This window comes from Pseudomonas sp. S8 (assembly GCF_050473925.1).
GTDB classification, from domain to species: Bacteria; Pseudomonadota; Gammaproteobacteria; order Pseudomonadales; family Pseudomonadaceae; genus Aquipseudomonas; species Aquipseudomonas parakoreensis.
The window spans coordinates 666,944-688,285 of record NZ_JBFDVZ010000016.1; the positions used below are offsets into that span (position 1 = coordinate 666,944).

The 21,342-nt window shown below is 60.6% G+C and carries 18 protein-coding genes; 7 read left to right on the top strand and 11 right to left on the bottom strand.

All coding sequences use genetic code 11. The annotated features are described in order from the left end of the window. Nucleotides 1-48: 48 nt before the first annotated feature. From AB1J88_RS04485 to tssB, 9 genes are all read right to left on the bottom strand, one after another. A complete protein-coding gene (locus AB1J88_RS04485; protein WP_103484645.1) occupies nt 49-684 on the bottom strand; it encodes a hypothetical protein in 636 nt (211 codons plus the stop codon). Nucleotides 685-814: 130 nt separating this feature from the next. Continuing rightward, entirely contained in the window at nt 815-1,387 is a 573-nt protein-coding gene (locus tag AB1J88_RS04490) for a hypothetical protein (protein ID WP_108182988.1), read from the bottom strand. A 58-nt stretch (nt 1,388-1,445) separates the two neighbouring features. Next, complete coding sequence (gene tssH, locus AB1J88_RS04495; RefSeq protein ID WP_430290333.1) at nt 1,446-3,986, bottom strand: type VI secretion system ATPase TssH; 2,541 nt, start codon at nt 3,984-3,986, stop codon at nt 1,446-1,448. A 1-nt stretch (nt 3,987) separates the two neighbouring features. After that, nucleotides 3,988-5,013 (bottom strand): type VI secretion system baseplate subunit TssG, encoded by a 1,026-nt coding sequence (gene tssG, locus AB1J88_RS04500; protein WP_430290334.1) that lies wholly within the window; start codon nt 5,011-5,013, stop codon nt 3,988-3,990. Further along, nucleotides 4,977-6,770: a type VI secretion system baseplate subunit TssF gene (gene tssF, locus AB1J88_RS04505; protein WP_430290335.1), complete on the bottom strand. Its 1,794-nt coding sequence runs from the start codon at nt 6,768-6,770 to the stop codon at nt 4,977-4,979. Before tssF ends, tssG begins: the two co-directional genes overlap by 37 nt. After that, nucleotides 6,754-7,197, bottom strand: coding sequence for a type VI secretion system baseplate subunit TssE (tssE, locus tag AB1J88_RS04510; RefSeq protein WP_086792714.1), 444 nt, complete (start codon nt 7,195-7,197; stop codon nt 6,754-6,756). Before tssE ends, tssF begins: the two co-directional genes overlap by 17 nt. Before the next feature lie 15 nt (nt 7,198-7,212). Further along, nucleotides 7,213-7,710 carry an Hcp family type VI secretion system effector gene (locus AB1J88_RS04515; RefSeq protein WP_041067406.1) on the bottom strand — a complete coding sequence of 166 codons (498 nt, stop codon included), beginning with the start codon at nt 7,708-7,710 and terminating at the stop codon, nt 7,213-7,215. 70 nt (nt 7,711-7,780) lie between these two features. Continuing rightward, nucleotides 7,781-9,265 (bottom strand): type VI secretion system contractile sheath large subunit, encoded by a 1,485-nt coding sequence (gene tssC, locus AB1J88_RS04520; RefSeq protein WP_108182984.1) that lies wholly within the window; start codon nt 9,263-9,265, stop codon nt 7,781-7,783. 29 nt (nt 9,266-9,294) lie between these two features. Then, a complete protein-coding gene (gene tssB, locus AB1J88_RS04525; protein WP_041067400.1) occupies nt 9,295-9,837 on the bottom strand; it encodes a type VI secretion system contractile sheath small subunit in 543 nt (180 codons plus the stop codon). A 244-nt stretch (nt 9,838-10,081) separates the two neighbouring features. Here tssB and AB1J88_RS04530 point away from each other — a divergent pair, with 244 nt between their 5' ends. From AB1J88_RS04530 to tssA, 5 genes are read left to right on the top strand one after another with little or no spacing between them, the layout of a single operon-like run. Next, a complete protein-coding gene (locus AB1J88_RS04530) occupies nt 10,082-10,510 on the top strand; it encodes a type VI secretion protein (protein WP_108182983.1) in 429 nt (142 codons plus the stop codon). 46 nt (nt 10,511-10,556) lie between these two features. Continuing rightward, the gene (tssK, locus tag AB1J88_RS04535; RefSeq protein WP_430290336.1) at nt 10,557-11,888 is read left to right on the top strand and encodes a type VI secretion system baseplate subunit TssK; all 1,332 of its coding nucleotides are present in this window, start codon (nt 10,557-10,559) and stop codon (nt 11,886-11,888) included. Between the two features lie 18 nt (nt 11,889-11,906). Continuing rightward, entirely contained in the window at nt 11,907-12,683 is a 777-nt protein-coding gene (locus AB1J88_RS04540) for a DotU/TssL family secretion system protein (protein WP_430290337.1), read from the top strand. After that, nucleotides 12,680-16,504 carry a type VI secretion system protein gene (locus tag AB1J88_RS04545; RefSeq protein WP_430290338.1) on the top strand — a complete coding sequence of 1,275 codons (3,825 nt, stop codon included), beginning with the start codon at nt 12,680-12,682 and terminating at the stop codon, nt 16,502-16,504. Before AB1J88_RS04540 ends, AB1J88_RS04545 begins: the two co-directional genes overlap by 4 nt. Then, nucleotides 16,501-17,583, top strand: coding sequence for a type VI secretion system protein TssA (gene tssA, locus AB1J88_RS04550; protein ID WP_430290339.1), 1,083 nt, complete (start codon nt 16,501-16,503; stop codon nt 17,581-17,583). Before AB1J88_RS04545 ends, tssA begins: the two co-directional genes overlap by 4 nt. On the opposite strand, the gene AB1J88_RS04555 is transcribed toward tssA, so the two are convergent. Then, on the bottom strand, nt 17,580-18,548 hold the full coding sequence (locus AB1J88_RS04555; RefSeq protein WP_430290340.1) for a 2-hydroxyacid dehydrogenase: 969 nt from the start codon (nt 18,546-18,548) through the stop codon (nt 17,580-17,582). The genes tssA and AB1J88_RS04555 overlap by 4 nt on opposite strands. 195 nt (nt 18,549-18,743) lie before the next feature. Beyond that, nucleotides 18,744-19,127 (bottom strand): tautomerase family protein, encoded by a 384-nt coding sequence (locus AB1J88_RS04560; protein ID WP_041067383.1) that lies wholly within the window; start codon nt 19,125-19,127, stop codon nt 18,744-18,746. Nucleotides 19,128-19,600: 473 nt separating this feature from the next. Here AB1J88_RS04560 and AB1J88_RS04565 point away from each other — a divergent pair, with 473 nt between their 5' ends. Next, nucleotides 19,601-19,771 carry a hypothetical protein gene (locus AB1J88_RS04565; RefSeq protein WP_174377316.1) on the top strand — a complete coding sequence of 57 codons (171 nt, stop codon included), beginning with the start codon at nt 19,601-19,603 and terminating at the stop codon, nt 19,769-19,771. A gap of 253 nt (nt 19,772-20,024) precedes the next feature. Continuing rightward, nucleotides 20,025-21,305 carry an HAAAP family serine/threonine permease gene (locus AB1J88_RS04570; protein ID WP_041067380.1) on the top strand — a complete coding sequence of 427 codons (1,281 nt, stop codon included), beginning with the start codon at nt 20,025-20,027 and terminating at the stop codon, nt 21,303-21,305. Nucleotides 21,306-21,342 lie beyond the last annotated feature (37 nt).

The window sequence follows — 21,342 nt, forward strand, 5'->3', positions numbered from 1 at the left end:
CATTGAATTTAATAGCAGGCTGCCATGCTGTTTTAATAGATGGCGTTTTTATGGTCGCTCATACGGTGGTTCTTTTTTTAGTTCGATAAAAGCCAGATTGGCTCGGTCACCCGAGAGTGTTTTCAATGTTCTCTGTGGGGTGTCATTGCCATCCAGTGTTCCGAATTTTTTAAGAAAAACGATAGAGAAAAAGTACTCCGGATGGTTGGCGGCCAGCGTTGCGAATTTGGCAGTGCAACTCAAAGGCCAGCCATGTAGCGAATGACTTGGCTTTCTGTCAGTCGGCGTACATGGGCTGTGTGTGAGGTAAACGGTTACATACTTGACGTCTTCGGCGATGGCGACGGCTGTATCAAAATAATCGATAAGAAACTCTTCCGCGTGTCCTTCGGGCACAACGCCAAGTTCTGCGGGGTCTCCCTCTGCGAGTTCCGCGTTGATAGCAACTTGCCGAGCATCAATGGCTGCCTGCATTTCGTTTCGGGGCACATTGCTGATTTGAAGTTGGACGTAAGCCTTTATCAGTTGCGCGCCAGCGTCCTCCTTTGACTCAAACAGAAAACACGTTTTGCACATTTTGTGGTTATTGTGCTGGAACGTCAGGAGCGCGTGGACTTTTTTATTTCCAGTGTTGCGTTTGTGCAGCTCTGCAATACCTTCTTGAACGGAATTAAACTGTTCCATGGTCTTCAAACCTCGAAAAGGGGGGGCGAAAAAAGGCACGAATCTATTTTTTTCATAAATAAATCTGTCCCCTTTGATTTCGTTCCCTTTGATTCATTGATGTGCCCTCTGTTGGAAAATGCGGGTGAGATTATTTGTGGTAGTTGGTTATAAAGTTGAAAGGTGCAGAAAGTTGTTTTGAACGATCGATGGGCAGTCCGTGTGGGTACGTGTCAATGTTGCACAGGTAAGCCTTGAATTGACCCTCCACATCTCGAGACCATGAGTCCCCGCGATTCAAGGTGAGATCAAGCAGTTCGCAATTTTTTTGGCTGGTGGCTATGACCACGACCCATCTGTGATCAGCAACAAAACCGCCTAATTTGTAAACGTCACGGGTGATCGATTCCTGTAAGTTTGCGCCGCCGAATAAGCCGTTCGTGCTTTCTACTTTTATTTCAATGGCGTAGGACTCATCTTGCAGTTCGAAATAGAAATCGACCTTTTCGCTGGAGTAAGGCTCTGGGTAACTGATTTCGCGAATTTTCGTTGTGATGCCGTAACCACGTCGTAGATGGTGAGCTATCTCAACTTGCGCAGCGCTCTCCCAAGGACCTTCAGAAACCCAGCTCTTCGTAAATTGACTTGGTTCATCGGTATCTTGCAGCTTTGGGTGTACACCTGCTGCCTGCAGCACCGCATTCAAAAAATCCGCTTCTGTCATTACTCCGTCTCCTGCGCGGGTGCCATTTTTGTGTTTCGTCAATTCTCGTTGGCGGCGGTCATTCCAACACCCACTCCGCCAACTTCCCTGTCACCTGCGTCATCAACACATTCTCGACATCCCGCGCACCCGCCGCGCTGCATTTGGCGAGCACCGCTTTCACAATTCCCGAATCAAACTCGAACTGCTTGCCGGTCGCCGCCTTGTAGCGGCCACGCAGTTTTTCCAGCTTCGCCAACACAATCCCTTCCAGCGTCGCCTCATCCAGCGGCCGATACGCAACCACGGTCATGCGTGCCAGAAACGCCGGGCGGAAGGCTTGCAGCAGGACTTTGTGCAGCGCTTCGTTGAAGGCTTCGCTGCCGATTTGCGACACCGGCGTATCGAGCAGCAACTCAGCACCGACATTGCTGGTGGCGAGCATCACGGTGTTCTTGAAATCGACCACCAGCCCGGTGCCGTCCTCCATCAAGCCCTTGTCGAACACGTTGTAAAACGCTTCCAGCACATCCGGGTGCGCCTTCTCGATTTCATCCAGCAACACCACCGAGTACGGTTTGCGCCGCACGGCTTCGGTCAGCACGCCGCCGCTGCCATAACCGACGTAACCCGGAGGGGCGCCTTTGAGCTGGCTGACGGTGTGGGCTTCCTGATATTCGGAAAGGTTGATGCTGATCAGGTTGCGTTCGCCGCCGTACAGCGCGTCGGCCAGTGCATAGGCGGTTTCGGTCTTGCCTACGCCCGTGGGGCCGACCAGCAGGAACACGCCGACCGGTTTTTGCGGATCGGTGAGCCCCGCGCGATAAGCCTGCAAACGCTGGGCGATGGTGTTGAGCGCAGTGCTCTGACCCATGACGCGCTGGCCCATGCGGGTGCCGAGGGTGCGCACGGCATGGGCTTCGTCGGCGAGCATCTTGCCGACGGGAATGCCGGTCCAGCCGGCGATTACGGCAGCCACGGTTTTGCTGTCGACCTGTTCCTGCACCAGCGGGTCGTCCTGGCGAATCGCATCCAGTCCCGCTTCCAGGCGCAGCAGTTCGGCGGCCAGATGATCGATGCGGCTGTCGGTGGCTTCGTCGGGTTTGTCGCTATCGGCGCTTTCGCTCAACGCCAGCAATTCGCGGCGTGTTTCGAGTAGTTCACGCACGGCCACGCGCTCTTCACTCCAACGTGTTTCCAGTTCGCGGATCGCTTGCACATTGGTCTTCGATTCAGCCTCCAGCAGGGTGATGCGTTCGCGATGATCCAGCCCGGTGGCCTGCTCTCGGCGCAGGCGTTCGACTTCATCTTTGAGGCTGTTTTGCCGATGGCGCAGGCTCTCCAGCGGTGGCGGCACGTCGTGCTGGCCGAGGGCGACCCGGGCGCACGCGGTGTCGAGGACGCTGATGGCCTTGTCCGGTAGCTGGCGGCCGGAGATGTAGCGGTGCGAGAGTTTCACCGCTTCATGGATCGCGGCATCCAGCACTTGCACACCGTGATGCTGTTCCAGTTTGGCGGCCACGCCCCGGAGCATTTCCACGGCGGTGATTTCGTCGGGCTCTTCAACCTGCACCAACTGAAAGCGGCGGGCGAGGGCCGGGTCTTTCTCGAAATATTTTTTGTACTCCATCCACGTAGTCGCGGCGAGGGTGCGCAACTCACCCCGGGCCAATGCCGGTTTGAGCAGGTTGGCCGCATCGCTGCCGCCCTCGGCCCCGCCAGCGCCGATCAGCGTGTGGGCTTCGTCGATGAACAGGATGATCGGTTTGTCGGCGCTGCGCACAGCATCAATCACGCCTTTGAGCCGCTGTTCGAATTCGCCTTTGACTCCGGCTCCGGCCTGGAGCAAGCCGAGGTCAAGCACGCGCAGGCTGACTTCCTGCAACGACGGCGGTACATCACCGGCGGCGATGCGCAGGGCCAGGCCTTCGACCACCGCCGTTTTACCGACGCCGGGCGCGCCGACCAGAATCGGGTTGTTCTGCCGACGCCGAAGAAGAATGTCGATGCACTGGCGGATTTCGCCATCGCGCCCCACGATCGGATCGATACGTCCGGCGTGGGCATCGGCAGTCAGGTCCTGAGTGTATTGGTCCAGTACTGAGTCCTGCCGGGGCACGGAATTTCCAGTTGACGCTGAACGCGGGCCGACATGCTCGCGGGAGTTTTCCGTCCACTCCAGCAGGTTGGCGCGCAGCGCTTCCCTGGGAATCCGCAACAATGACGAAGCACTGTTGAGCAGCAAACTGCGGCGCTCGTCGCGGTCGATCAGTGCCAGTAACAGCAAGCCGGAACGAATGCTGTCGATCCCCAGTACACTGGCTTGAACGACGGCATCCTCCAGCAAGCCAAGCGTGTGCGAGGACAGCGCCGGCGTGCGCGTGCTGCCACCCTTGAAGAGATCCAGCGCCTTGTTGATTTCTGCCGTCAGCGCATCGCGTTCGAGGCCGAAGCGTGGCAGGAGCCAGGCAAAGTCCCCCGCTTCGATATCGAGCAGTTCCAGCAGCAGGTGTTCGATCTCGACAAAGTGATGCCCGCGCTGCAGACAGCGCTGGGCGGCGCGCTCGAGGGCGCGGCGGTTGTCCGGGTTGAGCCGTCCGATCAGACTGGCGAGTTCCATGTCAGATGATCTCCAACTGACGAAGACGGGTTTCGATGCGCTGCACGGCCAGGCTGGCCTGACGCTGCAAACCACCGTTCCAGCTGAGCAAAACCGGGGCCTGGCGCCCGAGTTTCATCGGCCCGGCACCGCGTACCAGCAGCACCAGCGTCACGTCGAGATCGGGACCGAAGTACAACGCCGCGAGGCTGGCCAATGCCGGGTGCGCTTCGCCGTCCGGCAAAAAACGGATCGCTTGCGTCGAGGGCAGTGGGCCGAGGGTCAGACGTATGCCGGCGTGTTCATCCCACACCCGGCTTCCGGCCACCGCGGTGCGCCCGAGTTGCAAATTTCGCCCTCCGGATTTGATGACACTGCGACTGGCCGGCGGGATTTCGCGCCAGGCGCCTTGGCAGGCACTGAGTGCCACCGCTACGCCGAACTGTTCCCGAACTGTCGCTGCGAACCCCGCCAGCGAGCGCCGGCCGTCGGCGAACAGCGCCGTACAGGCCAGCACTGCGCAATCAGGAACTGCTTGACGCTCCTGCAAAGCCTTGGGCAACAGCCCGGTGAGGGCCCGCAATTGCGCCTGCACCGGCGACGCCCCGGGTGTGACAAAGCCCAATGCCACCCGGTGTTTGCGCATCACCTTGTAAAGCAGGCTGAGCAGGCGATGCTGGAACAGATCAAGGAACTCGGCCGGCGCGTGATCCTTGGCTCGGGCCCGTTGTTGCAACCATTCCTGATAGGCGTAGGGCAACGGGCCGTCGGGGCCGCCGAGACCGAACATCGGTGTGCCGAGGGTTAATGGCTGGCCCGGTTCTTCGTGCAGGTTTTCGATCTGGCTGGTGGGGAACAGCGGTGTCAAAGGTCCGCGCAATTTCAGCGCTTCGGCCTGGGGCGAAGTGCCGCTGCCCAACGATTCGGCTTGCGGTTGTTCACGCTCGAGCAGCAGCAGGGCCTGCAGCCACTCAAACGCCTGTGGATCGCGGCGCAGTCGTTGGCTCAGGGTCAGAGCGACAGGGGCATGCCGGCTTGGGGTTGCCATGCCTTGATCTCCTTGTCACCGTGCATCAATACCGTGCGCACAAAGCGATTGGCTGTGGCGTACACCGAAAAGAACTGCGCCAGTACGGCAGAAAACAACACCGCGCTGCTGCCGACAAAGTGTTGCGCATCGAGTTGCAATTGCACCTCCAGGCCATTGCGCCAACCGCGCCAGGCGTCGGCGCCGACATGGCCGATCACGCGCTCGCTACGCAGGTTCAGCAGCCCCTCGATCTGCCGCAGTGCACTGGCTTCGTCGCGCAGGTTGTGCAAGTGCAGAATCTCTTTCAGTGCGTCGAGTGCTTGCGGGCCTTCGACCAGCGACAAATGATTGAGGGTCAGTTGCGACACCAGTCGCCAGCGCGAATCACCGTCCAGTCGCGGCAGACTTTGCGGGCTCGGCGGGTTGCGCAGTCGCGCCCAGGCAATCGGCCCGGGACGTTCGAAACCCAGCGGTGTGCCGGCGGGCAGGCTCTGCGCCAAATGCCGATTGGTGCACAGCAGCTCGGCGGTGAGGCTGTAATCCGGCAGCTCGCTCAACGGGTCGAAACGGGTGTCGACGACACTCACCAGCAGGTCGCTGCCGAGCCGGTTCGGCGTCTTGCCGCTGACCCGCCGTGCATGCCAGTAACGCTGTTGATCGCCGCCACTGTGCTGACTGCCGTAATACGCCGGCAGCTGTTGCACACCGCTGGGGCAACTGGCGCGCATGCTGCGGATGCTGTGGATTTCGACGCTGTTCTCGCGGTGGCTGTCGGCAATCAAACGGTACTCGCTGCGGGTGCCGTCCGGGCGCAGTGGCTCGGAGGTACGCGGGAACAGGTTGATTGCTGGCGCGCAACCCAATGCGATGTCACTGGCTTGTAAATGCAGGCGGCTGGCTGGAGCACGGTCGAAAACGATGTACAGGTACAACGTCTGGCTATCGCTGCTGACGCCGGTCAACGGCAGATCGAAGAAATGAAACTTGTCAGGGAAAGCAAAATATTCCGCCAGCAGGCGCATGCCGGGGTGTACGCCGTCCTCGTCCGGCAGCAGGACTTCGTCATCGCTGAAACCGACGATCTTCGGTAAACCCTTCACGTGTGTCGGAATGCTCCCGGGCGTGCCGGCCAGCACCTGTACCGCATGGGCACCGAGCAGGTCATACAGGCAGGCGTTGATCACCGGTGACGCGGCCAGATGGATGCGTAGATGCTCAATGCCAAGCGCCGACCATTGGCTTTCACCGAGGCAACGCAGGCTCAGGCGCAACGCCGAGCGTGATTGCGCCACACCGGTCAGCGCCTGGGCTTCATCGCTGCCGAGCAATAACGCTTCGCTGACGTCGATGGGCCATAGGCGCACGGCGGCCGAGGTGCGAAAGTGGATGCTCTCGCCTTTGCCGGTGGTGACAAACAATGGCGTGTCGCGGGGCAGGGGATAGCCGTCGTCGAGGTTGCCTTTGCTCGGGTCGGGCTCGAACTGGACAATGGCGCAGGATGGCAATGGCCTGACGGCCAACGGATAGAGCTGCTCGAGCAAAGCGTCGCTGAACTCGGCGTAGTCGTCGTCGAGTCGGCGCTGCAGTCGTGCAGCCAGCAGGGCAAAACCTTCGAGCAAACGTTCGACGTGTGGGTCGGGACACTCGCCGGGCGACAGTTCCAGTCGTCGCGCGACCTTCGGGTAACGCTCGGCAAACTGGCTGCCAGCGTGGCGCAGCCAGGTCAGTTCGCGCTGGTAGTAGTCGAGCAGTTGCGGATCAATCGAGTCGCTCATGGCGCACCTCCAGCCCTTCGCCGCCGGGCTCGATGACAAACGCCACCGGCCAGTGTTGCTGGCCGCTGCGCAGCTCGCCGGTCAATCGAATGCTCAACCGTTGCGGATGGTCGGGCACGGGCTTGACCTGCACCTCGTCCAGTTTCAGGCGCGGCTCGAAGTGGCTGATGGCTTCGCGGACATCGCGCGTCAGCCGGCGACGGTCATCGCTGCGCTGTTGTTGCAGGGCGCTCCAGTCGGCGATGCCGTAATCGATGACGCTGGGCGGTTGGGTGAGGGTGCGCGGTCCTCGCCGCGTGTTGAACAGGCGCCCGAGCTCGGCCTGCACCGAGTCGAGCAAGTCCTGCTTATCAAACTCCCGCGCACCGTCGGCCTCGCTGGAGGCGAGGCGTTCGAACAACGGTGCGCGAATGCCGGTGCCTGCCATGGCCAGGGCGTCCGCTTACTTGCCAGCCTTGTTGGCCGCCAGGTCCCACACCGTGCCAGCGGTGCCTTCCTTGGTGCCGTCGTCTTTCTGCGCAGTGAGTTCCCATTTGATCTTGGTGAAGTTCAGCGACAGGGTTTCCACCGGTTTGCCGCCGGTACCACCGCTGACGCTGACGTTGGACAGCACCACGTTGTTCAGCGTGTAGATGATGAACGGCATCAGTTGCCCGCTGCCTTCAGCGGCGTTACGACCGATGGTGATTTTGGCTTCGGGAATGGGTTTGCCCGCACAGCAATATTCGTTGAGCGTTGGCGTCGAGCTGTCGATGAATTTGGTCAGGGTAAACTCACCGATGTGCGGCCGGCCGGACGTCCGTTCCGAGTTGCTGACGTCATTGGTCACTTGCATCGCCACGTTGTGGCTGTAGGACATGACTTCGATCTTGTCCTTGTAGCCCTCAAGCAGGCTGTCGCCTTTGATGTCGCCGCCGAGGTCGAGAATGATTGCATCCATCGCTTGAAACTCCTGAAAGGTGTCGCGCTAGATAAAAGAACAACCCCCGCCGCTGCGGCGGGGGTAAAGGTCAGGCCGCAACCGGTGGTGGCAACGTCGCCACCAGGCGGATCGATGCCGTCAGTTCCTCAAGCTGGAAGTGCGGGCGCAGGAACACGGTCGCCCGATAGGCGCCCGGTTTGCCGGCCACCTCGGTCACGTCCACCCGCGCTTCGCGCAACGGGTATTGCGCCTTGATTTCCTGCGGCGCGTTGTCGTTGATCAGCACGTAGTCGGCGATCCAGTTGTTGAGGTAGGTCTGCACGTTGTCGCGGGTCATGAAACTGCCGACCTTGTCGCGCATGATCACCTTCAGGTAATGGGCGAAACGCGAGGCTGCGAGCACGTAAGGCAACATCGCCGAGATGCGTGCATTGGCGTTGGCCTCGTTGGTGTTGTAGACCTTGGACTTGTTGGTGGTCTGGCCGCCGAAGAATACGGCGACGTCGCTGTTCTTCTTGTGGCACAGCGCGATGAAGCCGAGATCGTTGAGCTCTTTTTCGCGGCGGTCGGTGATTGCCACTTCGGTCGGGCACTTCAGTGACAAGTCGCCGGAGCTGGTGCGGAAGGTGTGCGCCGGCAGGCCCTCGACTGCGCCGCCGCCTTCTGCACCACGGATCGCCGCGCACCAGCCGTACTTGGCGAACGCCTCGGTGATGCGTTGCGACAGCGCCCACGCGGCGTTGCCCCACAGGTATTTGCTGTGGTCGGTGCCATTGACGTCCTCGACGTAGTTGATGCCTTCCACCGGCGCGGTGTCGGGGCCGTAAGGCAGACGCAGAAGGAAGTGCGGCAGTACCAGCGACACGTAACGCGAGTCTTCGCTCTCACGGAACGAGCGCCACTTGATCAGTTCCTGGCTCTCGAAGACTTTCGACAGATCACGCGGCACCGCCAGTTCGGTGAAGCTGTTCATGTCAAACAGCCGTGGGCTGGCAGCGGCAATGAAGGGGGCGTGAGCGGCGGCCGCGACGTTCGACAGTTTCTCCAGCAGGCCAACGTCCTGCGGATGCCGGCCGAAGGTGTAGTCGCCGACCAGCAGGCTGAACGGATGGCCACCGAAGGTGCCGTACTCTTCTTCGTAGATTTTCTTGAACAGCGCGCTCTGGTCGAATTCGACGGCTTTTTCCAGGTCGTTCTGCAGTTCTTTCTGCGTGACGTTCAGCAGACGCAATTTCAATCGGGCGCTGGTTTCGGTGTTCTGTACCAGCATGTGCAGACCGCGCCACGAGGCTTCGAGCTTTTGCAGGTCAGGGTGGTGCAGGACTTCGTTGAGCTGGGCGCTGATCAGTTCGTCGATCTTGCTGATGCGGTCGTTGATCATCGCCACGGTGTCCTTGTCGATGGCCATGCCTTCGTCAAGCACTTGGGTGGCGAACTCCGCGAGCATGTCGCGGGCGTAATCCTGCTGACTGTCATCGTGGGCCATACGGCCCTCGGCGATGATCCGGTCGAGCAGGGATAAGGTTTCGGCTGCAGCATTGTCGCTGGCTTGATTCTGGGCGGCGGCGGGCATGACGGATGCTCCCTCGATTAAGTGGACGATCAGGCTTGCGGTTCGGCCGGGGCCTCGGCGTCAGTGGCCGGGGTAGCGGTGTCTGGGCGGGCCGATTTGATCTCTTGCAGACCTTCGGTGTTGGCGATGACGTCGCGCAACAGCTTGTCCAGATCATCGTTGCCGTCGAGCTTGGTCAACAGATCGCGCAGGCGCTGGCGGGCTTCGAACAAACGTCGCAGTGGCGTGATTTGTTCCACCACCTTGACCGGATCGAAGTCGTCGATGTGTTTGAAGTTCAGCTCGATGTTGAGCTTGCTGTCGTCGCCGCTGAGGGTGTTATTGACTTGCAGGGTGGCGCGAGGGCCGATGGAGGCGAGCACTTCGTTGAAGTTGTCGCGGTCGATTTCGGTAAAACGCCGTTCAGTCAATTTTGCCAATGGTTCAAGCGGCTTGCCGGAGAGATCAGCCAGGATCCCGACCACCAGTGGCAATTCCTTTTTTTCGATGGCGTTGCCGATTTCGACGTCGTAGGTGATTTGCACTCGGGGCGGACGGACCCGGTCGAGCTTGTGTTGAGTACTTTCTGCCATGGTGGCTGACTCCGATGCGAAGGCGGGCGCAATGCATCGGGGAGGCCCGTTCATCGCTTTCCCTTACTGGACCGTAGGTTAGAAAGGGTGGCAGATGACCTGTCGTTCCTTTGACAAACCTTCCTCATTCGGCTGCTGGAACCGAACTATCCAAGACGCTAGAACAGGTCTATAAAAAAGCAAGCAAAAACGATTTTGGACTGCCACGGGAAAAGGAAAATTCATTTTGTGCAGACGTTTTTTGATGGTGGTTTGGTTTGCGCTGGTCGCCGGCTGCTCTCTTTTCGGCCCCAAAGTCGAACTGGACAGCCTGACCCTCGATGTCGCACCCAAGGCCAATGACGACACGCCGATTGCCGTGGATTTCGTCGCCGTCGCCGATCCGGATCTGCTCAAGCAACTGTCGGGCATCAACGCCAGCCAGTGGTTTGCCGAGCGCGAGCAATACCAGCGCGACTATCGTCAACTGATGAGTGTCTGGGGACTGGAGCTGGTGCCGGGTCAATTCATCGACCGTCAACCCTTCCCGCTGGGGGGCAAGAAGGCCGCTGGACTTTTGGTCTTCGCCAGCTATAACACACCCGGAGCGCACCGCTTGCGGCTCGACGATCAGAGCGAGGCCTGGCTCAGGTTCGACAGTCGCGAGATGAGCCTGGTCAGCAAGGAAAACTGAAACACACCGCCCGCCGCCGGGTTGCGGCATGGCCGAAGGGAGTCGTATGAGTCTGCTACCTGACGCGGTTTGCTGGCACGAAGGCATGCAATTGCTGCCGCAGCATTTTCAGTTGCAAGGCCTGCGCGCCGAAGCCCTCGGGGCGCATCTGGCGCAGGCGTGCAACCCATGGTTCTGGGGCGTCAATCGCATGGAATTCGATCCCTCGGCCTTGAGCGCGGGAGTGGTCCGCGTGCTGGCGTTGCAGGGCACCATGCCCGACGGTTTGCCGGTGGATCTGCAAGCCGGTATCGGCCCGACCCTGGAGCTGGATGTCGGCCCGGCCATCAACGAAACCGACGACGCCAGCGTTACCGTGTACCTGGCGATCAGTCCGTTGTGGCGCGCCGGGCAACTGCTGCCGCTCAAGGGGCGTTTGCAATCGGTAGTCGGCGACGCGCTGCCGGATCTGACCAGTGGCGAGTTTCCGGAATCGATCACCGTGTGGCGGCCCAATCCCCGCCTGTGTACACAACTGAACAAGGCCGATTCGATCTGCCTGCCGTTGTTGAAAATCCGCAAGGAGGGCGGCGGCTTCCTGGCGTTGGCTTACACGCCTCCCACTCCATTATTGTTGCCCGATTCGCCGCTGGGCCGGCGGGTTGCCGGATTGTGCGCGCGGGCGCGGGAAAAGTGCCTGTTTCTCGGCGGTCGCTTGCGTCAGGCGCAACAGGCCGGAAATCAGGATGATGCGCTGGAAATCCGCCGGCAATTGACCGCGTTATGGGCGCGATTGCCGGAAGTCGAAGGCGCACTCAACAGTCGCATCGCTCACCCGCAAAGCCTGTATGTGCAACTGCTCGGTCTGGCTGGCGCATGGTCGGCACTCGACCCGCTGGCCGGGGTGCCTTCGTTCGCGCCGCTGGACTTTCTGGAGTTGCAGCGCGGTTACGATACCGTGCTGCAATGGCTGGAAACGACTCTCGAATTGATCCGCGCCGGTTATCACAGCCTGCCGTTCGAACGCGGCGAGCAGAGTTTTTCCATCCAGTTGCCCGATGAGCAACCGAGCCAGCGGCTGGTCATCGGCCTGCGCATGCCCAACGGCGCCAGCGAGCAGGCGGCCAGCGAGTGGCTGCGTGGTGCAATCATCGCCTCCTCGCCACACGTTGTCTTGCTCAGCCGCCAGCGCATGAGCGGGTTGAGCCACCAGGCCATGAGTCGCAATGAACAAGTGGCCTACAGCGTCGGCGAAGACACGCGACTGTTCGTGATCACTGCCGAAGGCGCGTGGTTCGACGCACAACTACCGCTGGTGATCGCCGCGCCCGCAGCGAAGCTGACCAGCAGTCCGTGGCAGGTGGTGCTGTTTGTTGCACAGACGAGTGAAAGTGCCTGATCACACAAGGAACGCAGCATGTCGGAAGGGACTGCCGGGGCCGCAACGAGAACTCTGAGTTTGCAGGACGCGCCGCTCGGCAGCGCGTTCCGGCAAACGTGGCAGCAATGGTCGCTGGACTGGAACCAGTTGCCCAAGGACAACGAGGACGAGACCGAACTGGTCGACAGCGTGGTCGAGCTTTCGACCCAGGCTTCGCAACGCTTGTGGCGCACAGCGTATTCGCGGGTGGGCGATTCGGCCACTGAGCAGGTCAAGGCGCTGGTCTATGCCTTCGTTGCGCTGGTTGATGAGACCCTGTTATTCAGCCCGTGGCCGGGACAATCGGCGTGGCAGAGCAAACCGTTGGAGTCGCGTCTGTATTCCACGCGTCAGGCTGGCGAGCAACTGCCGGCGGCGATTCAAACGCTGCTCGATGAACAGCAACCGACCAGCCGCGATCTGGCCAATGTCTACCTGCAATGCCTGATCCTTGGCTTTCACGGACGACTGCGCGGCGAACACAGTCAGGCACAACTGGAAAAGTGGCGGCTGGCCCTGTTCCGCTTTGCCTGGCAAGACGAAGCCGACTACGCCGGTGTCAGTCAGCGCCTGATGCAACCCTCGCAGGTCCCGCCGTTGCAACTGCCGGTACGCACGGCGTTGCCGGACGGATTTCGCCTGGCACTGGGGATTGTCGCAATGGTTCTGCTGCTGACTGGCATCGGCCATTTTCTGTGGCGCGACATCCGCGCGGAACTGGAACCGGTGCTGCAAATCAGCGCTTCAGTGGTGGCTCCGGAGCAAGACTCATGAGCACTTTGACGATTGTCGCGTGGGTGGTGGCGCTGTTGTTATTGCTGCTGATCATCGCGATTTTGGTGTGGTGGCTGCGGACCCAGAGCGGCGCGGCGATCCGCAGTTTCTATACGTCGGTGCGGCACATGGAGCAAGAGCAGGGCACTCAGGACCGCTACCAGATACCGTGGCTGTTGATGCTCGGCGACGAACGCCAGGGCACGCAATTGGTCAACGAATGGCACCTGCAACCCACCGACAAGCCAGCGTGGTTCGGCCGCTGGTGGTCGGACCCCGAAGGCGCGGTGCTGGTGGTGCCGCAGGCCTTGTTCCTGCCCGAAGACGGCATGCACTTGCAGCGCGGAGGCTGGTGGCGTCTGCTCGGGCTGATCTTGCGCCTGCGCAGCAAACGTCCGCTGGACGGGATTATCTGGACGGTGCCAGCCAGTCGCCTGGGCAACCTGGAGCAGGCCACCCAACTCGGGCTGGCGGCACGCCGCCGCTTTATCGATCTGCTGCAGCGTTTCGGCTTGAGTGTGCCGGTGTACGTGATCGTCACCGGGCTTGAAGAGCTGCCGGGATTTCAGGAGCTGATCAGTGCACTGCCCGACGAGGCCCGTGATCGCACTTTGGGCTGGTCATCGCCTTACCCACGCGATGCAGTGTGGCAGGGCCAGTGGAGCGATCAGGCCATGGATCGATTGCACCGAGCACTGGCCGAAGCGGTGATTGAGATCGGCACGCTGTCCGGGCACCTGAGCGCGGACCTGTACGCGTTGCCGGAACGTATCGAAACCTTGCGCCGTGGTTTGCAAAACGTACTGGAGCCGGTATTTCAAGGTAATGCGCAGGGCGAGGCCGCGTGTTTTCGCGGTCTTTACTTCAGTGCCAATCAGCCAGCTGACGATGCGCTTGATGGCTTTTGCGCTGACGACAGCGGCCTGCAACGCAGTGCGTTCGTGCGTCAGTTGTGGCGTCAGCGAGTGGTTGGCGAGCGGGGGCTGGCCCAGGGCGTGCCGCGCCTGTTGCGCTTGCGTCAGCGCTGGCAGCGAATCACTGCCGGCGTCGCGTTGGTGGTCGGGGTGGTATGGGCGGTGGCGATGGTCTGGATCTGGCGCGATTCGGTGCGCGATGCTCACGAACTGGCGCGGCTGATGCAGGGCGCGCAGAAGAGTTACGTCGCGGTCACCGACGAAGCGCATCGCATCGAGCCGACCCGGCGTAACGTGCAGAGCTTCTGGCGCGTGCTGGAAAAAGCCCCGCACTGGCACTATGCGTCGCTGGTGTTTCCGAGCGCGTGGTTTTCCTCTTTCGACCTGCAACTGGAGCAGGAGCTGTTCCGCTCTATCCAGCGCCATATGCTGGTGCCGCTGCACGATCTGCTGGTCGCGGAGCTGGCGAAGATCAAGGCGATTCGCAGCACTGAGCGGCGTGCCAGCGTCGAGAGCGAGGACCCCGCGCAATGGCAGAACTATCAGAAGGCCACGGATCTGGTGGATCGCGCGTTGCGTCTGGAGCAGCAGAACCAGTTGTTCGGTGAAGTGCAGAATAACCAGCGGGTCCCACTGGATGATCTGGTGCAACTGAGCAACAGTGCGCTGTCACTCAACCTCAACCCCGCCACGTTGCCCCATGCCGCTTATTACAACCGCTTGCTCGCGGCGGGGGATGGCGGTGACTTGCAGGCGCTGGACCTGAGCGTGGAACGGCCGCTGATTGTCAGCAATTTCAACGGGCTGATGGAGCGCTGGCTCGACCAGTATTTTCTTGCCGACAACTTCGTCAGCAAGGCCGGCTACCTCAAGCTGCATCTGGAACAACTGGAGGCCGGCAGCGGCAATAGCCTGAGCGAGCTGGAAGACCTGCGCGCCCTGATCGATGACCTGCAAGCGGCGATCGCTCTGACCAACTCGACCTGGAGTCGCGGCAAGGGGCAGGAACTGGTACCGGGTTATCGCGACTTTCTCGACAAGGTACGCAAGAGCAGCTTGCTCGGGCCGGCGGTCGAACAACAACTGGACGCCCAGGCGAGCAAGTTGCAGCAGAGCTTTCGCGATCAGTGGATTGCCCAGGTCGGTTCACGCGGCAACCTGCTGGTGCAGCAAGGCAGCGGGCAACTGGCGTTGCAGGATCAGGTGGTGAAACTCAACAACGCGGTGCAGGCGCTGTTCCGGCGCGATTTTGTTTCGATCGCAATGCGTGCCACGCAAGATAACGTCAACATGCAGGGCCAGACCGTTGACGGCGACGACCTCAATACCTCACTGAGCTACTTCGCCAGCTATAAAAGTTATGTCGCCGAAGAGCTGCCGCGCATCCCGCCGGTGTACCGCGATGCGCTGCTGCAAGCTGCCGAAACGGCCGCTGCACAGGCAATGTGGCTGAGTCTCAAGGATCATAACGATCAGACACATCCGTACGCGGTATTCAATGTTCAGGCCGAACAGGCCATGGCCCTGCAGAAGGCTTTTGTCGAGGTGCACCGCAGCGATCTGGCTGCGCGTCTGCAAAGCGCGTTGAACCGGCGGGCGCTGGCGCAGATCGTCAGTGGCCTGGACGAAATCACCGCGCAACCGCTGTTTGGCGGGCGCACTGAAATCAGTCAGTGGGATGGTTCGAAAAACCTTGGTCTGCAACTATACGGCGCCAGCGATGTACAGGACTTGAAACTGAGCCTCAAACAGCAGTTCAACACCATGCTCGGTATCACCGAACGTCGCGCGCCAGCCCTGCAATGGCTGATGACCCAGCAGGGCAACCTGTCGGCGCTGGATTACGAGCGAGTGACGCAGTTCAGCGCACTCAACGATGAATTGCTCAGGTACAAGGACGCCAACCCGGCGAGTTCTCCGGCGCAGATCGAGCAACTGGTCAGTCGTGATTTCGTCGAGATGGACACTGCTTCCTGCCTGCAGGTCCTGCAAACAGCCAACCTGACGGGCGGGCGTGGCACCCTGGCGATGCGCGCGGTGGAATTGCAGCAGTCGGCGATGCAGCGCTGCCAATTCCTGCAACAGCAGCAAGCGGCTGCGGCGTGGAATGAGCTGGCTACCTATTTCAATCAATACCTGGCCGATCGCTTTCCGTTTGCCAACGGTGTGCAGGCGCAAGATGCCGACCCGGCGCGGGTTCAGCACTTTCTCGAAATCATCGACAAGCGCCTGCCGGTGGCGCAGGCCGGACTGATCCTGAGCCAGACTCCGGAGCGCCTGGCGGCCGAAGACTTTCTCAAGCGCCTGAAGCAGGCCAGTGTGTGGCTGACGCCGCTGTTCGTGCGCGACAAGAGCGGCATTCTCGGGGTTGAAATTGATGTGCGCTGGCGCACTGATCGCGAGGAGGAGAAGGGGGCCGATCAGGTGATCGCCTGGGGCCTGTTGGCGGGCAATCAACAGGTCAACTACCCCGGTGCCGAACAGCCGAACCTGCGCTGGATGGTCGGCCAGCCGATCCGCCTGACCCTGCGCTGGGCACGTAACGGCAAAGAGCGTCCGGTCAACGATCCGTTGCAACCGAACCTGGTGGTGCGCGACCTGGAGGCGGGCTGGGAGTACGGCGGGCCGTGGTCGTTGTTGCGGCTGATGCGTGCGCATTTCTCGGTGCAGCGGCAGCCGAATTTTGATTACACCGACTTTCCACTGACGTTGCGTCTGCCGGTGACGGGCGCGACCGACAGTGTCACCAGTGAGTTCACACGGATGTTCGTGCGCTTGTCGCTGATGAGTCAGGGTTCGAAATTGCCGCTGGCGATCTCGCCGCTGCCGACCCGCGCACCGCGCTCGCCGTATCAACAGACCGGCGCCACCGCCGCGCTGGATGCCCGCAACGAGGAGGGTTTGTGAGCCTGCCATCGACGACTCTGCCGGACCTGATCGATCAGTTGCTGGCGCCCATCAGTGCCGAGCAGCCCTGTGGGACCGATTTGCGTTACGAACGTGAGTACGATCAGTTGCGCGATTTGCGCCGCGAGGACGACACCAGCCTGCCGACCGGGGTCTGGCAGTCGGCAGTCAAGCGGGCGAACTGGCCGGAGCTCGAAGCGTTGACCACGGTCTTGCTGCTGGAGCGCAGCAAGGACCTGATGCTCGCCGCGTGGCTGGGCGAGGCGTGGCTGCATCTACAGGCACTGGATGGTTTGCCCGGCAGCCTGGCGCTGATCGCCGGCCTGTGCGAACGCTATGCCGAGCACCTGCATCCGCAGGCCGAGGACGGTGATCAGTCGTGGCGGGTCATTCCGCTGGAATGGCTGGTGCGGCGCTACAGCGATGTTCTGCTGACGCGAGTGCCGCTGTTCGGCACGCACAACAGTGATTTCGAGGTTTACACCCTCGACGTCTGGCGCCGCTTGCAGGTGCAGCAAGTCAAGGCCAATGACAGCAAAAACGCCAAGGCCTCGTCTGACGTCGCGCGCAACGAACAGAAGAAACTCGACGATCAAATACGCGTCACGCCCATGGCGTTCTGGCTGCGCATGCAGGGTAACTTACTGCTGAGCCTGCAGCATCTGCAGCGACTGGACGCCTGGAGCGAGGCGTATCTGGGCGATCAGGGGCCGGGATTTCGCCCCTTGCAGGAAACCATTCAAGCGTTGCTGACACTGGTTCAGGAGTTCATTGCCATGCACCCGCAACAACCGGCACCACCGCCTGCGGTAGTTGAGGCGCCTGTCACCGAGGTTCAGACGGGCGAAGCAGCGTCGGTCGCACAGATTTTCCGTGAGCCGGCCAGTCGTGAAGAGGCTTACCGCCAATTGCTGCTGATTGCCGAATACCTGGCCCGCACCGAGCCCCACAGCCCGGTGCCTTACCTGATTCGGCGCGGGGTAGAGTGGGGCAACAAGCCGTTGAGTGAATTGCTCGGCGAATTGATCAGCGCCGACGCCGAGTCGCGGCGTTTGTGGACCTTGCTCGGCGTGCTTTAGTGCACGCGTTGATTGCCCAGTTTCGGCGGTAGCTCAACCGGCGTCAGCACCGGTTGCCCCGAAAAGAATGCCATCAGGTTTTTCCCCACCAGTTCCACCGTACCTTGTGTAGCTTCCGGCGACAGACCGGCGACATGCGGCGTGAGAATCACATTGTTCAGGGTTTTCAGCGCATCGGGCACCTGCGGTTCGTGATCGAACACGTCCAGCGCAGCCCCGGCAATCCGTCGTTGCTCGAGTGCGCTGATCAACTCGGCCGTGGCGATCACGCTGGCCCGGGCGATATTGACGATGAAACCGGTCGGGCCCAGAGCATCAAGTACCGGGCGCGTCACCAGATGCTGGGTGCCAATCCCGCCCGGCGTGGCGACGATCAGAAAATCCGAGGCCCGCGCCAGTTCGGTCGGCGTGGAGCAGAACGCATAGGGCACATCACTGCGCAGCTGCCGGTTGTGGTAACTGATCTGCATGTCGAAACCAAGGTGAGCACGCTTGGCAATCGCCATGCCCACCGCCCCCAGGCCGAGAATCCCCAGGCGTTTATTGGCCAGCGACGGGCGCATGATCTTCGGCCATTCACCCCGGCGCACCGCCGCGTCGCAGCGCGGAATGTCGCGTACCAGTGCCAGCAGCATGGCCAGGGCATGGTCGGCCACCGACGAGGCGTTGACCCCGGCGCCGTTGGTCACGGTAATCCCGCGATCGCTGGCGGCCTGCAGGTCGACGTGTTCGTAACCGGCACCGATCACGGTGATGATCTTCAGCGCCGGCAGGGCGACGATTTCCTCGGCGGTCAGGCCCAGCGGGCCACGAGTCAGTACAGCGTCGATCCGTGCCCCGTGGGTGGCGATCGCTTGCGCGCGTTCGGCAGGGGTTGGTGCGAGGATCAGATGAAAGCCCTGATGCTCGAGAATCGGCAGATAGTCATTGATGGTTTCAACCAGTACCAGAACGGTGGCGGGCATTGCGCGGCTCCTGTGATCAGTGGCGGTTCGGTCGCGAATATCGTGTCAGAGTGCTGATTCCAGAGCGCTTTGGCAATGATGGCCGCAGCCCCGCTTCAGCCAGTGTAGGAGCTGAAACGGGGAGCGCGCGGGCGCTTCGTCAGAAGCTCGCCCCGGTATCGTTGATCGGCTGCACGAAGGCGCCAACGAGTCCAGTCAACTGGCGTATTGGGCGATGCCGTTGCCGAACGACCAGTTCTCCTTTTTGACTTCCACCAGATTGATGAACACGTCTTCCAGGCGAATGCCCAGTTGACTGTTCAGGCTGTGCGCGATGGTCTGGTACAGGGCTTTTTTCTGCTCCAGCGTCCGGCCTTCATTGAGGGTGATCTGGATGATCACCAACTCATCGCTGCGCTGGATGCCCAGGTACTGCGGGTCGAAGATGAAATGCTCGCCGTCGTGCTCGTTGAGGATCTGGAAGTTGTCGTGCTCCGGTACGTTGATGGTGCTGCGCATGGCGGCGTAGATCTGCTCGCCGATGCGTTTGGCGAAGGTGGGATCAGAGTGCTTTTTGATTTCGACGCGGACGAGGGGCATGGGCAAAGACTCCGTGGGGCAAGGGACTCCTCTCACGCTAGAACATGTCGGCCAGATTGAAAGTGTGGGGTGATGAGCTCGCCGCTGTTTTTGTACGAGGCTACCTACGTTTTTCGCGGATTTTGCCTACGAATTTGGCAGATGCGTCTGCTACCGGAATGGTGATGAACAAGCAATCATGAGGCACAAAGCAGCTCGGGTAGTGACTACCAACAGCCAAGGAAGGCAAATGCTTCAAAACAATCGAGAACACCTGGAACTCGAAAGGATAATGAGTGAAATACGGAAACTGGCGGCCGAGAGAAAAAAGCTTATCGCGGAAGAAAAGAAGTTGAGGTGGGATACGTATTTTTATCCGTTTGCGGTAGTCACTGGGGTGTTGACCGCAACAGCGGCCGTAGTAGGACTTTCACTCAAGTTTTAAGTGTTCGCGTTTGTACCATTCAACCCCACTCTCTAAGAAGGAAATCACCATGAGTACATTTGACCGTCAGGCCATGATTGAACGGGCAGATCGAGAATACGATGAGGACGTTGAAAGAATGCGCATCAAAAACAAGGGCGATATGTACCCAATCTGGGGAATGCTGGCGTTCGGCCTGTTTTGCATGTCACTCGGATTTCTCCTGGCTCGATCAATCTGATCAGGCCTTGCCGGTGGATTTGGCGCTGGAGCTTGTCGAAAAGCGACATTTCACGTATCTGAAGCCGACAGCTATTTTCCCAAAAACGACAACCCACTGATCTGCTCCGTACAACCATTCCTCAGCTAAGTCTTTGCTTCTGCTCATTTATCACGGAGAATCGCGCCCCTGTTTCGGCCGGAGCATGTCTGTCGGTTTTTTCCGACGCGTCCCGACCGAGTGGCAAGTGACCGGAATGCGGAGATCCGACCGGATGAATGATCAGGCCAATAGCGTCGACGAACGCTATGAAGCGGCAGCACCAGCTGAACTGTCGAGCTGGAATCGCCATGACACCACGTGGATGTTGGGACTGTTCGGGACGGCCATTGGCGCCGGTACCCTGTTTTTGCCGATCAACGCCGGTCTGGGTGGCTTCTGGCCGCTGGTGATCCTCGCGCTGCTGGCCTTCCCGATGACGTTCTTTGCCCACCGAGGCCTGACCCGCTTCGTCCTCTCCGGTCGCGAAGGCGCCGACATCACTGACGTGGTCGAGCAGCATTTCGGCATCAAGGCCGGTGCGCTGATTACCCTGCTGTACTTCTTCGCCATCTTCCCGATCCTGCTGATCTACAGCGTCGGCCTGACCAACACGGTCGCCAGTTTCCTTGAACACCAACTGCACATCACGCCGCCACCGCGCGCGCTGCTGTCGTTCGTGTTGATCCTCGGCCTGCTCGCCGTTGTGCGTTGCGGCGAGCAGGCCATCGTCAAGGCGATGAGCCTGATGGTGTATCCGTTCATCGTTGCGCTGCTGTTCCTCGCGGTGTACCTGATTCCGCACTGGAACGGCGGCATTCTCACCACCGCGTCGCAAGTGCCGGCACCGTCGGCGTTGCTGCACACACTGTGGCTGGCGATTCCGGTCATGGTGTTTTCGTTCAACCACTCGCCGATCATCTCGGCGTTTGCGGTGGATCAGAAGCGTCGCTACGGTGTCAACGCTGACCAGCGCAGCTCGCAGATCCTCTGCCGTGCCCACCTGTTGATGGTGGTGATGGTGCTGTTCTTCGTCTTCAGCTGCGTGCTGACCCTGTCGCCGGAACAACTGGCCGAAGCCAAGGCGCAGAACCTGTCGATCCTGTCGTACCTGGCCAACCACTTCAGCAACCCGACCATCGCGTTCGCGGCGCCGTTGATTGCGTTTGTGGCGATCTCCAAGTCGTTTCTCGGTCACTACATCGGCGCCAGCGAAGGCCTCAAGGGCCTGATCGTCAAGAGCGGCAAGCGTCCGGGCGCCAAGGCGCTGGATCGCATCGTGGCGGCGTTCATGCTGGTGGTGTGCTGGATCGTCGCAACCCTGAACCCGAGCATTCTCGGGATGATCGAGACCATCGGTGGCCCGGTGATCGCTGCGATTCTGTTCCTGATGCCGATGTACGCGATCCGCAAAGTACCGGCGATGGCGCGCTATCGCGGGCAGGCGTCGAACGTGTTTGTCACCGCCGTAGGTCTGGTGGCGATTTCGGCGTTGATTTATTCGCTGACTGCTTGAAGATCAAGAGATCGCAGCCTGCGGCAGCTCCTACAGG